The organism is Halomonas cibimaris (assembly GCF_055379665.1).
In genome coordinates this window covers 123,832-136,017 of record NZ_AP043828.1, presented here as the reverse complement: position 1 = coordinate 136,017, position 12,186 = coordinate 123,832, and the positions used below count along the sequence as shown (strand labels likewise).

Sequence of the window (12,186 nt, the reverse complement as noted above, 5' to 3'; positions counted from 1 at the left end):
TCGTGGGTCTCCGTAACGCCAGGATGACAGGGAAAGCAGGACGCCCGAGTGTGCGGGCGCCAGGTCAGCTAGATATAGGCACGATCGCCGGCTTTGCAAGCCCGGGGCTTCAACGTTTTTTGCGCTACTGGCGGTAGCGCGACAGAAAGTTGGCAAAGCGGTCCAGCGCATCGCCCAGCTGGTCAGCCCAGGGCAGGGTGACGATGCGCACGTGGTCCGGCTCCGGCCAGTTGAACGCCGTACCCTGCACCAGCAGGATTTTTTCCTGGAGCAAAAGGTCCTGCACCAGGCGCTGATCGTCCTGGATGTTGAATACCGCAGGGTCCAGCCGGGGGAAGGCGTAAAGCGCGCCCCGGGGCTTCACACAGCTGACCCCGGGAATGGCGTTGAGCTTTTCGTAGGTAATGTCGCGCTGGGCGCGCAGCCGGCCGCCGGGAAGAATCAGATCGTTGATCGACTGATAGCCGCCAAGCGCGGTTTGAATGGCGTGCTGGGCGGGTACGTTGGCGCACAGGCGCATGGAGGCCAGCATCGTCAGCCCCTGAATAAAGCCCTGGGCGCGCTGCTTGGCCACGCTGCCGGACAGCGTCATCCAGCCGGAGCGAAAGCCGGCGCAGCGGTAGCTTTTGGACAGGCCGTTGAAGGTGATGACCAGCTGGTCGTCGTCGGCAAGCGCACCGGCGGCGGTGTGGCTGGCTTCGTCGTAGAGAATCTTGTCGTAGATTTCGTCGGCAAACACCACCAGACCGTGAGCGCGGGCGATGGCCAGCAGCTCGCGGATGACCTCGGGCGGGTACACCGCGCCGGTGGGGTTGTTGGGATTGATCAGTACGATGGCCCGGGTGTGGGCGGTAATCTTGCGGCGAATATCGTCCATGTCCGGCGCCCAGTCGGCCTGTTCGTCGCACAGATAGTGCACCGCGCGCCCGCCCGAAAGGTTGGCGGCCGCCGTCCATAGCGGGTAGTCCGGCGCCGGGATCAGCAGCTCGTCGCCGTCGTTTAAAAGCGCCTGCAGCGCCATGACGATCAGCTCGGATACGCCGTTGCCGATGTAGATGTCTTCAATGCCGACGCCGGGAATCTGCTTGCGCTGGCACTCCTGCATGATCGCCTTGCGCGCGGAGTAAAGCCCTTTGGAATCGCAGTAGCCCTGGGCGGTGGGCAGGTTGTGCAGCACGTCCTGCAGGATTTCTTCCGGCGCCTCAAAGCCGAACGGCGCGGGGTTGCCGATGTTGAGCTTGAGAATGCGGTGGCCTTCGTCTTCCAGCCGTTTGGCGTGCTCAAGCACGGGCCCGCGGATGTCGTAGCAGACGTTATCCAGCTTGTGGGACTTGTCGAGCGTTGCCGGCTCGGAGGGCTTGGGAGTGTCCATGGTGCGCTTCCAGTAAAAGTAGGCAAAGTCGGGTCGGGGCAGGGCGCAATAGGTCAGGCGTCGGCAGCGGTATCGTCGGCGCCGGTGAACGTCTCGGGTGCGGGTATGTCGGCCGGCGTTTCCAGCGTGACCCGGCCCAGCTTGCCGTCGCGCAGCTCGTGGAGCAGCACTTCGGCGCCGCGATGCATATCCGCCACGCCGCCGGCGCGCAGACCGCCACGTTTGCGGGCAATGGCATCGAGAATCGCGTACCCGTCAAAGCCGGCCGCGGCGAGAAAGTCCGGGCGCGCAGGGCCGTCGCTGTCCACGCTTGCCTGTGCTGCGCGCTCGCTGCCCGGGTAGGCGGGCAGGGTTTTCAGCTTGTAACGCGCGCAAAGGGCGTGGGGGTAGCGCCGTGCCAGCTCGGCACAGGTGACAACGGCAACGTCGATATAGTCGATGGCGGTATCGCGGATGGCGCCGCTGGCGGCCAGGCGATAGGCGCTTGCCTGGTTTTCGATCTTGGGCCACAGCACGCCGGGCGTGTCGATCAGCGCTACGCGCTGGCCGACGGGCACTTTCTGCTGGCGCTTGGTGACCGCGGGTTCGTTACCGGTCCTGGCGATCTTGCGCCCGGCCAGGCCGTTGATCAGGGTGGACTTTCCCACGTTGGGGATGCCCATGACCATCACCCGAACGTCGCGGTCGGCGCGCACGTGCCCGGCAAGCGTGTGGCAAACAGCGGGTATCTGCTTGAGTTCGCGGGGGTTGGTGACGGTGATGGCAAGCGCCCGGGTGTCGCGCTGGGCGTCAAAATGGGCGACCCACTCGGCGGTGCGCTCGGGGTCGGCCAGATCCGCCCGGGACAGAATTTTCAACGTCGGCTTGTGCCGCGCAAGCTCGGCCAGCATGGGGTTGGCGCTGGAGTAGGGCAGCCTAGCATCGAGCACCTCGATCACCACGTCGATTTCGGGCAGCGCTTCTTTGATCTGGCGACGCGCCTTGTTCATATGACCGGGAAACCAGCCCAGCATGGCATTCTCCTGAGGGGTTCCAGCGCCGCCCGGCGGCGCGATAAAAAACGGGCGCTCAGTTTACCAGAAGGCGCCCGGGCTGGCTGGTCTGCGGCGGCTGATATATTGCAAAGGCGCGCTACTCGTCGGGACGATAGTCCAGCGCTACGCCGTTGATGCAGTAGCGCAGGCCGGTAGTGTCCGGCGGGCCGTCGGGAAAGACATGCCCCAGGTGGGCATCGCACCGGGCGCAGACGACTTCGGTACGCCTCATGCCGTGGCTGGTATCGAAGTGTTCTTCCACGCTTTGCCGGCCGAGCGGGCGGTCGAAGCTGGGCCAGCCGCAGCCGGCATTGAACTTGTGCTCGTTTTCAAAAAGCGGTGCGTCGCAGCATACGCAGTGGTACAGGCCCTGACCGCTGTGTGCGTCGCAGTCGCTGGTGAAAGGGCGCTCGGTGCCTTTTTCTCGGGTGACCCGGTACTGCTCGGCGGTAAGCTGCTCGCGCCACTGTGCGGGCGTTTTTTCCAGTTTGGCCATCGGATTCTCCTGTGGTGATGAACGAGTACGACGCGTGTTCCGGGCAAATTGTTCCTGTCTTTGCCGGATTCCTGCCTTTGAGGATAACGCGCCGTATCGCCAACGCCGAGGGTGGCAAAGATAAACGCTTGACACGTTTTACCCCGCTGAGTACTATACGCGCCACCTCGACGAGGCGGCACCGCGTCCCATTCGTCTAGTGGTCCAGGACACCGCCCTTTCACGGCGGTAACAGGGGTTCGAACCCCCTATGGGACGCCACTTGTCACGTCAGGTATCGGTTTGCGGGAATAGCTCAGTGGTAGAGCATCGCCTTGCCAAGGCGAGGGTCGGGAGTTCGAATCTCCTTTCCCGCTCCAGTTCGGTTGTTATACAGCGTCCCATTCGTCTAGTGGTCCAGGACACCGCCCTTTCACGGCGGTAACAGGGGTTCGAACCCCCTATGGGACGCCAACCGGCAGCGAGCAGCCGTCTGACGACAGCACCGTGCGGGAATAGCTCAGTGGTAGAGCATCGCCTTGCCAAGGCGAGGGTCGGGAGTTCGAATCTCCTTTCCCGCTCCAGTCAGCCGGTCAACCTGTGTCCCATTCGTCTAGTGGCCCAGGACACCGCCCTTTCACGGCGGTAACAGGGGTTCGAACCCCCTATGGGACGCCACTCGCTACACGTCGTATCAGCTATCGTTGAGCGTCGTGCCACACCAAGCGCTGCGGGAATAGCTCAGCGGTAGAGCATCGCCTTGCCAAGGCGAGGGTCGGGAGTTCGAATCTCCTTTCCCGCTCCAGGCGCAGTCAAGGCCGCATCCGGCCGTACCTATCGATGTTTCACGCCTTGTTTGATCACGACATTAGCTTTGCTAACGGTCGCATTTGGCGTGTCTGTTTGCCGCCGATGCCCGCCCGCTCGCAGCCCTGCGCCTTGAAAAGCTGGCAAATGCCCTAATGTCAAAGGCGGCTAACGCTTCACGCAAACGCTTCACATGTGTCTCACCCCTGCTGACAGGACAGTTTCATGGCCGAACCGGCATTGTCGATCCGTGGCCTGACCAAGGTGTACGGCAACGGCTTTCACGCACTCAAAGGTATTGATCTGGACGTGGAGCAGGGCGATTTCTTTGCTCTGCTGGGCCCTAACGGGGCAGGCAAGTCCACCACCCTCGGCGTGGTGTGCTCGCTTGTGCAGAAAACCGCCGGGCAGGTATCGCTGTTCGGCATTGATATCGACCGCGACTTCGCCCGCGCCAAGTACCAGCTGGGCGTGGTGCCCCAGGAGTTCAACTTCAACCAGTTCGAGCGGGTGATCGATATCGTCATCGCCCAGGCGGGCTATTACGGCATGCCCAAGCGCGAAGCGCTGCCCCGGGCCGAGCAGCTTTTAAGCGATCTGGGCCTGTGGGACAAGCGTAACGGCAGCGCGCGAATGCTCTCCGGCGGCATGAAACGCCGGCTGATGATCGCCCGGGCGCTGATGCACCGGCCCAAGCTGTTGATTCTTGACGAGCCCACCGCCGGGGTAGACATCGAGCTTCGGCGCAGCATGTGGGAGTACATGCGCCGGATCAACCGGGAAGAGGGCACAACGATTATCCTCACTACCCACTATCTGGAAGAAGCCGAAAGCCTGTGCCGCAACATCGCCATTATCAATCACGGCGATATCATCCGTAACACCAGCGTGCGCCGGCTGCTGGCGGAGCTGAATGCGGAAACCTTCCTGCTGGATTTGACCCGCCCGCTGGATGCGGTGCCGCATATCGAAGGCTTTGAGGTCTACCAAAGCGAGCCGGCCCAGCTGGCGGTGGTCATCCGTCGCGGCCAGCGGCTCAACAGCATCTTTGAGGCGCTGAGCCGGCAGGGCATCGAGGTCACGTCCATGCGCAACCGCGCCAACCGGCTGGAAGAAATGTTTGTATCCATGGTCAACGACCGCGCAGACGATGCCGGCCAAAACGCGTCGCCGAGCGAGCAAAAGGAGGCAAGCGCATGAACGCCACCCAGACCCTGGTCGCGCTGTGGACGCTGGTCGTCAAGGAAATCAAGCGCTTTACCCGTATCTGGCCGCAGACGCTTTTGCCGCCGTCGATCACCATGGCGATGTATTTCATCATCTTTGGCAACCTGATCGGCTCGCGCATCGGCACCATGGATGATTTCAGCTATATGGATTTCATCGTCCCCGGGCTGATCATGATGGCGGTGATCACCAACAGCTATTCCAACGTGGCGTCGAGCTTTTTCTCCAACAAGTTTCAGCGCAGCGTGGAAGAGATGATGGTCTCGCCCATGCCCAGCTGGGTGGTGCTCTCGGGTTTTGTGCTGGGCGGCATGGCGCGCGGGCTGGGCGTGGGCGCGATTGTCACCGTGGTGTCGCTGTTTTTCACCCAGCTGACCGTGGCGCATCCGCTGATGACGCTGCTGGTGGTGATGCTGACCTCGGCGCTGTTTGCCATTGGCGGTTTTATCAACGCGCTGCTGGCCAACAAGTTTGACGACGTTTCCATTGTGCCGACGTTTGTGCTGACGCCGCTGACGTATCTGGGCGGGGTGTTTTACTCCATCTCGCTGCTGCCGGATTTCTGGCAGAGCGTATCAATGCTCAATCCGATTTTGTATATGGTCAACGCCTTTCGCTACGGCATTCTCGGCGTCTCGGACATTCCCGCCGTCTGGGCGCTCACGGCCTCGTTTGCGTTTATTACCGTACTGTATACCATCGCGCTGATCATGCTGGAGCGCGGCTACGGCATTCGCAGCTAAGGCCCGATCGTGCCTTTTTGCACAGACACAAGGAAATTGCCATGAACGCGACGCCTGCAAGCCTGGAACATGCCCCGCTGGGGCGCAGCGCTGCCTATCCTGACCGCTACGATGCTTCGCTGCTTTTCCCTCTGCCCCGGGCAGAAAACCGAGCCGCGCTGGGGCTGGCTGAAGGCGCTGCGCTGCCGTTTGTCGGCGAGGACGAATGGCACGGCTACGAGCTTTCCTGGCTCAACGCCCGGGGCAAGCCTGTGATCGCGGTCGGGCGCTTTCGCCTGCCGGCGGACGCACCCAGCCTGATCGAGTCCAAGTCGTTCAAACTCTACCTCAACGGCTTCAACCAGACGCGCTTCGCTGATAGCGCCGAGGTGGCCGCTACCCTTGAGCGCGACCTTTCCGCCGCGGCGGGCGGGCGCGTGGGCGTTGACCTGCTCGGCGTGGACGACGCGGCGCTCACCCCGCGCCGGCTGCCCGGCGAGTGCATCGATGATCTGGACATCGCCATTGACGACTACACGCCCAGCGCCGAGCACCTGCGCCTGGCCGAGGGCAGCGACGAGATCGTCGAAGAAACCCTGCACTCGCACCTGTTGAAATCCAACTGCCCGGTGACCGGCCAGCCCGACTGGGGCAGCGTGATGGTGCGCTATCGCGGGTCGGCACTCGACCGCGAAGGGCTTTTGCGCTACCTGGTAGGCTTTCGTCAGCACCAGGGCTTTCACGAGCACTGCGTCGAGCGGATATTTACCGACCTGATGGCCAAAGCCGCCCCCGAGGAGCTTTTGGTACTGGCCCGCTACGTGCGCCGGGGCGGGCTGGATATCAGCCCCTGGCGCGCCACGCCGGGCCTGCGCCCGCCGAGCCCGCTGCGGCTGGCGCGGCAGTAACCCCCGCGCTAGAGTAGCGCCTTCTACTGCTTGAACGGAGGCACTGATGGATGCAATGACGCTTCTGCATAAACGCAGCTCAATGGGCAAGCTGGGCGCGCCGGCCCCGAAAGGCGAGGCGCTTGAGGCGATCTATCAGGCGGCCCTGCGCGCCCCTGATCATAAAGAGCTGCGCCCCTGGCACTTTATCGAATTCACCGGTGAAGGCCGCGAGCGCCTGGGCGAGCTCTACGCCGAGGCTGAATTTCAGGCAGACCCCGACGCCAGCGACACCGTGCTTGCCGCCGCGCGTAAAAAACCCCTGCGCGCACCGATGGTGATCGCCGTGGTGGCTCGTGTCACGCCGGATGTGCCCGGCGTGCCCAGGCTTGAGCAGGTGCTTTCCGCCGGCTGCGCCGGGCACGGTATTCTGCTGGCGGCCCACGCTCAAGGGTTTGGCGCCATGTGGCGCACCGGCCGATACGCCTTCGATCCGGTCGTGCACAAAGGCCTGGGGCTTGACGAAAACGATGAACTGATCGGCTTTGTCTACCTGGGTACGCTCGGCGGCCGGCACAAGCCGGTGGCCGAGCATGATACCGCCGACTTTGTTGAGCGCTGGGACTAACGTATGCCACAGCCACAGCCACAGCGCACGCCGGGCATCGCTTACCCGCCGCTCCCGCTGCCCGAAACGGGCCGCGACGACGATATGGCAACGTTTCAGGACTGGCTGCAAAAGGCCATCCCGCTTGCCGGCGAGCTGGGCATCACGGATATGCGCCGGGAAGGCGATTGCCTGCACTGGTCGCTGGCGCTGGCCCCCGGCCTGAATGACAAGGGCACCGGCTTTGGCGGGGCGCTGGCTGCCCAGACGACGCTTGCCGGCTGGTGCTGGCTTACACTATGGCTGCGCCGCCGGGGGCTGGCTCGCAGCGTGGTGGTGGCCGAAGCCAGCCAGCGCTTTGTGGCCCCGGTTACAGCGGACTACCGGCTGGCCTGTTTTCCCGCTGATGCCGCCGCCGGTGCCGCGCTTGCCCAATCGCTGCGCGCTGGCGGCAAAGGGCGCATCATCCTGCGCCAGACGGTCTTCAGCGGTGATACGTGCTGCCTTGATGCCAGCGGTCGCTATGTGGTGTTGCCGGCAGCAAACGGACGGCTCTAGCGGCCAGCGGTAAAAACTCCTTGCCATTTCCTGTGGGAGTCATTACTATACGCGCCGTTCTCGCGGATAAAGGCAAGCGCCTGCAGCGCGTAGAACAACAGATTGCGGAGGAGTGTCCGAGTGGTCGAAGGAGCTCGCCTGGAAAGTGAGTAAGTCGAAAGGCTTCGAGAGTTCGAATCTCTCCTCCTCCGCCAGATTTTTGATTAAGCCGCTGACTTCAGCGGCTTTTTCTTTGCCTGTATTGTTTCCATCCGCACGCTGCTTCCCATTGGCATCGGCCTTTTAGCATCTGGCCTTTTGGGCTTCTTTCAATAGGGCCCGGGCATCGCACGCCACATACCCAGCTCGGTTTACTTGAAGGCCTTCTTGTGCAAGGCCACCTGCTTTGGCACCTGGCATCGCGGATTTTCGCTTTTCTGCGCCGGTCCCGGCGGGCACTTCAAAAATCGTGCACACGCCGCGTGGTGGCGCCTCAAGCGGGTACGCCTTCTGGCTGAAAGGGGCCTGCGCATCTATCATAGCGCTGCGGATACCGCCGCCCGGGCGCTGCGTGTGACCTGGTGTTATTCGGGCGCCGGCAGGGTTTTCAGCGAGCAGGGGAGTGTGGATTCGTGCAAGCGCAGTCTGAAACGACATCAAGAGATATTGATATCACCCAGGACCCGGTGCGTTGGCGGGTACTGATAGTGCTGCTGTCGGCCATCGCCATGTCGCTGATCAGCGTAAGTATCGTCAACGTGGCGCTGCCGGCGGTGCAAAAAGGGCTGGGCGCGTCGCAGTCTGACCTGCAGTGGGTGCTTTCAGGCTATGCGCTGACGTTTGGCGTTGTGCTGGTAGCGGCCGGTCGGGCCGGGGATATCATGGGCCGTGGCGGTATTTTCATTATCGGGGTGGCCCTTTTTACCGCGGCGTCCATTGCCTCGGGCCTGGCGCCCAACGCCACGGCGCTGAACACCGCGCGCTTTGTTCAGGGCGTGGGCTCGGGGCTTTTGAACCCTCAGGGCGTGGGCATGATCCAGCAGTATTTCCGCGGTAGCGAACGCGGCCGAGCGTTTGGCTATTTTGGCAGCGTGGTAGGCGTATCGGTAGGGATCGGCCCGCTGCTTGGCGGGCTTTTGATCGAACTTGGCGGCGCGGACATCGGCTGGCGGCTGACGTTTCTGGTCAACGTGCCCATCGGCGTGCTGACGCTGATCCTGGCGTTTGCCTGGTTTCCTCGGCCGCTGCTGGATCGTGGCCCGCGGGGCCGCGTTGGTATTTCGCATCGCCTGCTGCATATCGCCCGGCTGCTGGACCCGGTGGGCTCGCTTTTGCTCGGGCTTGCGGTGTTTGCCGTGCTGTTTCCGTTCATGGAGGCGCGTACCGCGCCGCTGACCTGGCTATGGCTGCCGGCGGGCATCGCGCTGGCGGTGATCTGGGTGCGCTGGGAGCGCCACTATGAGCGCCAGGGATGCAGCCCCATGGTCAATCTGGATATCTTCGCTACGCGCAGCTTTACCAACGGCTCGCTGATCATGACGCTGTATTTTCTGGGCATGACCAGCATCTGGGTGCTGGTGGCGCTTTACATGCAGCAAGGCATCGGCCGTTCGGCCATTGAGGCCGGGGCGGTGGGGATTCCCTCGGCGCTGATGTCCGCTATTGCGGCCAACTGGGCAGGCAAGCGGGTGTCCCGCTACGGGCGCAAGGTGGTCATCGGCGGGCTGTGCTGTGCGATTACCGGGCTTTTGCTGTGTATGGTCGTTATTTTGCTGCACGCCGGCGGCTACATCAGCCCTTGGTGGCTGATGGCCTCGCTGGCGCTGGTGGGGACGGCCCAGGGCGCGGTCGTCAGCCCGAATCAGGCGCTGACGCTTGCCGAGGTGCCGCTGGCCTACGCCGGCAGCTCCGGCGCCATCATGCAAACCGGCCAGCGCATCGGCACATCCATCGGCATTGCGGTGATCACCGCGGCGGTGTTTGCGCTGCTGGAGAGGGTTTCCTGGCCGGTAGCGGCGGCCGGCGGCTTTGGCATTATCGCGCTGGTGATTGCCATGTCGCTGGTCGTGGCGCTTAAGGATCAGCGCGAGCGGGCGCGCAGTGCGCCCATGCCGGCAGACAGGTAGGCAAAAGAGGAGCGTATGGCATTTCGACTTCAGCGGCGCATTACCGCGTCAAGGTAACGCGCGATTGCTGGGAGCGGGTGCATTTCGATGCGCTGGCGGATATCGATCCGGTCGCGGCGATCGAGGCGTTTACCCTGCGCCGGGATATGAGCAAAACCGGTATTTTTCGCGCTATCGCGCCGTTCAAACGGGTGTGAGCGGCGATGTTTGCGCGCATTATTTTCAGCCCCGTGATCCTTGACCTGCGGGTTGCCCATAGGTTGTAAGCTCAGCCGGACGCCGGCAGGCCGCGATAGGTGGCGTAAAGCGCCGGGCTGATCAATGAACTTATACGGAGAACGCCATGCGTCGCGTATTCACCCCGCTATTGCTGGCAGGACTGACCTCACTGAGCGCTACCGCCGCCCAGGCCGCGCTGCCGGCAACCGCCACGCTTTATAAAAATCCCCAGTGCCTGTGCTGCGACGGCTATGCACGCCATCTGGAAGAACACGGCGTTGACGTTACCGTGATCAGTGACAGGGATATGGGAGATGTGAAAACACAGGCCGGCATACCCTACGGCCGAGGCTCTTGCCATACGATTAAAATGGGGGCGTATTGGGTAGAAGGCCATGTGCCGATGGCTGCGCTGGATGCGTTTTTCGACGACGCGCCGGATACCGCGGGCATCGGGCTTGCCGGTATGCCCAGCGGCACGCCGGGTATGCCGGGGGCCAAAACCGAGCCGTATCACGTCTATACCTTCAGCGAACATGAGGCCGCGCCCTACATGACGCTTTAAGCCGAACGCGAAGGCGATACAGCGCGCCCCCGGTGGTTGCCACCGGGGGCGCGCTGCTGTGCGGGCCGGGCTTGTCAGGCTTTGTTGATCGCTTGCGCGTTTCATGGCGCCAGCGACGCAGGGCAAAGCGCTACCAGAGCAGCGTAATCAGCAGATACACCAGCAGGGTAACAACGGCGCTGCCCGCCAGGTTGAGGGCGAAACCGGCGCGAATCATGGACTGGATTTTCAGATGCCCGGTAGCGAACACGATGGCGTTGGGCGGCGTGGCCACCGGCATCATGAACGCGCAGCTGGCGGCAATGGCGGCCGGCACCGTGATCAGCAGTATCTCGTGGTTGATGGATACCGCCAGAGCACCCAGCAGCGGCAGAAAGGCCGCGGCGGTGGCGGTGTTGGAGGTAACCTCGGTCAGAAAGATAATGACCAGCACCACAGCGGCAATCAGCGCAATCAGCGGCACTGCGCTGAGCAGGGCAAGCTGCTCGGCGATCCAGTCGGCCAGCCCTGACTGGGTAATGGCCCCGGCCAGCGCCAGCCCCCCCGCCAAAGAGCAGCAGCACCCCCCCAGGGCAGCTTTTCCGCCTCCGGCCAGCTGAGCAGGCGCTGGCCGCTGTGCTGGCCGCTGGGAATCAGAAACAGCGCAATGCCGGCGGCGATGGCAATGCCGGTATCCGAAAGCCAGTCGAGACCGGCGCTGTTAAGCAGCGGGCGGCAGATCCAGGCCAGCGCGGCCAGCACAAACACGCAGCCCACGCGCTTTTCTGCCCGGCTCATGCGGCCCAGGCGCTCAAGCTCCTGGCGGATCATGGCGCCGCTGTCCTTGCCGGTGTTGATGTTGAAGCCGCCGCGGCTAAGCCACAGCCAGGCCAGCGCCATCATGGAAAGGCTGACGGGAACGCCGACCAGCATCCACTGGGCAAAGCCGATGTCGATGTTTTGCTCGTTGAGCAGATAGCCCGCCAGCAGCGCGTTGGGCGGCGTGCCGATCAGAGTGGCAATACCGCCGATGCTGGCGGAGTAGGCAATCGCCAGCAGCAGCGCGGTGGCGTAGCGCGCAAGCTCTTTGGGATCGCTGTCATCGAGCAGCGTAATCACGGACATGCCGATGGGCAGCATCATAATCGAGGTGGCGGTGTTGGACACCCACATGCTCAAAAAGCCCGTCGCCAGCATGAACCCGGCAATCTGTCGCCGGGGCTGGGCGCCGACAAGGCGCAATACCAGCAGGGCAATGCGCCGGTGCAGGTCCCAGCGCTGCATGGCGATGCCGATCAGAAAGCCGCCCAGAAACAAAAAGATAATGGGGTTGGCGTAGCTGGCCGAGGTGGCCTTGACGGTGTCAATGCCAAACGCCGGCACCAGCACCAGGGGCAGCAGCGAAGTAGCCGGAATCGGAATGGCTTCGGTGGACCACCAGGTCGCCATCAGCATCGCAATGCCCAGACACGACCAGGCAGGCTCCGACATGCCGGCCGGGGCCGGCAAAATCCATGCGATCAGCAGCCACAAAGGCCCCAGAATCAGGCCGATACGTGCAGCAGTGCCCGAACCGGAAGCGTTTTCGTGCGCTTGTTCATATTCTCCCATGAGTGTCTCCCGGAGTAT

General features: G+C 63.1%; 11 protein-coding genes, 7 tRNA genes and 1 pseudogene. 14 read left to right on the top strand and 5 right to left on the bottom strand.

The features are described from left to right. Positions 1 to 124 precede the first annotated feature (124 nt). The 3 genes from ACZ415_RS00690 to msrB form a co-directional block, all read right to left on the bottom strand. A complete protein-coding gene (locus ACZ415_RS00690) occupies positions 125 to 1,372 on the bottom strand; it encodes a pyridoxal phosphate-dependent aminotransferase (RefSeq protein WP_344702829.1) in 1,248 nt (415 codons plus the stop codon). A 53-nt stretch (positions 1,373 to 1,425) separates the two neighbouring features. Next, positions 1,426 to 2,385, bottom strand: a complete 960-nt coding sequence (ylqF, locus tag ACZ415_RS00685; RefSeq protein ID WP_344702831.1) for a ribosome biogenesis GTPase YlqF — start codon at positions 2,383 to 2,385, stop codon at positions 1,426 to 1,428. Positions 2,386 to 2,503: 118 nt separating this feature from the next. Continuing rightward, entirely contained in the window at positions 2,504 to 2,902 is a 399-nt protein-coding gene (gene msrB, locus ACZ415_RS00680; RefSeq protein ID WP_344702833.1) for a peptide-methionine (R)-S-oxide reductase MsrB, read from the bottom strand. Positions 2,903 to 3,087: 185 nt separating this feature from the next. Between msrB and ACZ415_RS00675 the strand changes: the two genes are divergently transcribed. From ACZ415_RS00675 to ACZ415_RS00615, 13 genes are all read left to right on the top strand, one after another. Beyond that, positions 3,088 to 3,163 (top strand) — tRNA-Glu (locus tag ACZ415_RS00675). A gap of 23 nt (positions 3,164 to 3,186) precedes the next feature. Then, a tRNA-Gly gene (locus ACZ415_RS00670) sits at positions 3,187 to 3,261 on the top strand. An 18-nt stretch (positions 3,262 to 3,279) separates the two neighbouring features. Beyond that, positions 3,280 to 3,355, top strand: a tRNA-Glu gene (locus ACZ415_RS00665). A 35-nt stretch (positions 3,356 to 3,390) separates the two neighbouring features. Further along, positions 3,391 to 3,465 (top strand) — tRNA-Gly (locus tag ACZ415_RS00660). An 18-nt stretch (positions 3,466 to 3,483) separates the two neighbouring features. Next, positions 3,484 to 3,559, top strand: a tRNA-Glu gene (locus ACZ415_RS00655). 52 nt (positions 3,560 to 3,611) lie between these two features. Then, positions 3,612 to 3,686, top strand: a tRNA-Gly gene (locus ACZ415_RS00650). A 227-nt stretch (positions 3,687 to 3,913) separates the two neighbouring features. Next, complete coding sequence (locus ACZ415_RS00645) at positions 3,914 to 4,888, top strand: ABC transporter ATP-binding protein (protein ID WP_344702835.1); 975 nt, start codon at positions 3,914 to 3,916, stop codon at positions 4,886 to 4,888. Next, on the top strand, positions 4,885 to 5,658 hold the full coding sequence (locus tag ACZ415_RS00640) for an ABC transporter permease (protein ID WP_344702837.1): 774 nt from the start codon (positions 4,885 to 4,887) through the stop codon (positions 5,656 to 5,658). Before ACZ415_RS00645 ends, ACZ415_RS00640 begins: the two co-directional genes overlap by 4 nt. A gap of 41 nt (positions 5,659 to 5,699) precedes the next feature. Next, positions 5,700 to 6,545: an NADPH-dependent 7-cyano-7-deazaguanine reductase QueF gene (queF, locus tag ACZ415_RS00635; protein WP_344702839.1), complete on the top strand. Its 846-nt coding sequence runs from the start codon at positions 5,700 to 5,702 to the stop codon at positions 6,543 to 6,545. A gap of 46 nt (positions 6,546 to 6,591) precedes the next feature. Beyond that, positions 6,592 to 7,152, top strand: a complete 561-nt coding sequence (locus tag ACZ415_RS00630; RefSeq protein ID WP_344702841.1) for a nitroreductase family protein — start codon at positions 6,592 to 6,594, stop codon at positions 7,150 to 7,152. A gap of 3 nt (positions 7,153 to 7,155) precedes the next feature. After that, positions 7,156 to 7,689, top strand: a complete 534-nt coding sequence (locus ACZ415_RS00625) for a YiiD C-terminal domain-containing protein (RefSeq protein WP_344702843.1) — start codon at positions 7,156 to 7,158, stop codon at positions 7,687 to 7,689. Between the two features lie 106 nt (positions 7,690 to 7,795). Beyond that, positions 7,796 to 7,883, top strand: a tRNA-Ser gene (locus ACZ415_RS00620). 417 nt (positions 7,884 to 8,300) lie between these two features. Continuing rightward, complete coding sequence (locus ACZ415_RS00615; protein ID WP_344702845.1) at positions 8,301 to 9,794, top strand: MFS transporter; 1,494 nt, start codon at positions 8,301 to 8,303, stop codon at positions 9,792 to 9,794. Positions 9,795 to 9,823: 29 nt separating this feature from the next. Here ACZ415_RS00615 and ACZ415_RS00610 read toward each other — a convergent pair whose 3' ends face one another. Next, a complete protein-coding gene (locus ACZ415_RS00610) occupies positions 9,824 to 10,051 on the bottom strand; it encodes a hypothetical protein (protein ID WP_344702847.1) in 228 nt (75 codons plus the stop codon). Between the two features lie 86 nt (positions 10,052 to 10,137). Between ACZ415_RS00610 and ACZ415_RS00605 the strand changes: the two genes are divergently transcribed. Continuing rightward, the gene (locus tag ACZ415_RS00605; RefSeq protein WP_344702849.1) at positions 10,138 to 10,578 is read left to right on the top strand and encodes a DUF411 domain-containing protein; all 441 of its coding nucleotides are present in this window, start codon (positions 10,138 to 10,140) and stop codon (positions 10,576 to 10,578) included. A 130-nt stretch (positions 10,579 to 10,708) separates the two neighbouring features. Here ACZ415_RS00605 and ACZ415_RS00600 read toward each other — a convergent pair. After that, positions 10,709 to 12,168: pseudogene (locus tag ACZ415_RS00600) on the bottom strand (SLC13 family permease). Positions 12,169 to 12,186: the final 18 nt, after the last annotated feature.

What these genes read in the sequence shown, in the direction of transcription:
- ACZ415_RS00610 (WP_344702847.1), bottom strand. Translation starts at nt 10,051, where the DNA reads ATGGGCAACCCGCAGGTCAAGGATCACGGGGCTGAAAATAATGCGCGC.
- ylqF (WP_344702831.1), bottom strand. Translation starts at nt 2,385, where the DNA reads ATGCTGGGCTGGTTTCCCGGTCATATGAACAAGGCGCGTCGCCAGATC.
- queF (WP_344702839.1), top strand. Translation starts at nt 5,700, where the DNA reads ATGAACGCGACGCCTGCAAGCCTGGAACATGCCCCGCTGGGGCGCAGC.
- msrB (WP_344702833.1), bottom strand. Translation starts at nt 2,902, where the DNA reads ATGGCCAAACTGGAAAAAACGCCCGCACAGTGGCGCGAGCAGCTTACC.
- ACZ415_RS00630 (WP_344702841.1), top strand. Translation starts at nt 6,592, where the DNA reads ATGGATGCAATGACGCTTCTGCATAAACGCAGCTCAATGGGCAAGCTG.
- ACZ415_RS00605 (WP_344702849.1), top strand. Translation starts at nt 10,138, where the DNA reads ATGCGTCGCGTATTCACCCCGCTATTGCTGGCAGGACTGACCTCACTG.
- ACZ415_RS00625 (WP_344702843.1), top strand. Translation starts at nt 7,156, where the DNA reads ATGCCACAGCCACAGCCACAGCGCACGCCGGGCATCGCTTACCCGCCG.
- ACZ415_RS00645 (WP_344702835.1), top strand. Translation starts at nt 3,914, where the DNA reads ATGGCCGAACCGGCATTGTCGATCCGTGGCCTGACCAAGGTGTACGGC.
- ACZ415_RS00640 (WP_344702837.1), top strand. Translation starts at nt 4,885, where the DNA reads ATGAACGCCACCCAGACCCTGGTCGCGCTGTGGACGCTGGTCGTCAAG.
- ACZ415_RS00690 (WP_344702829.1), bottom strand. Translation starts at nt 1,372, where the DNA reads ATGGACACTCCCAAGCCCTCCGAGCCGGCAACGCTCGACAAGTCCCAC.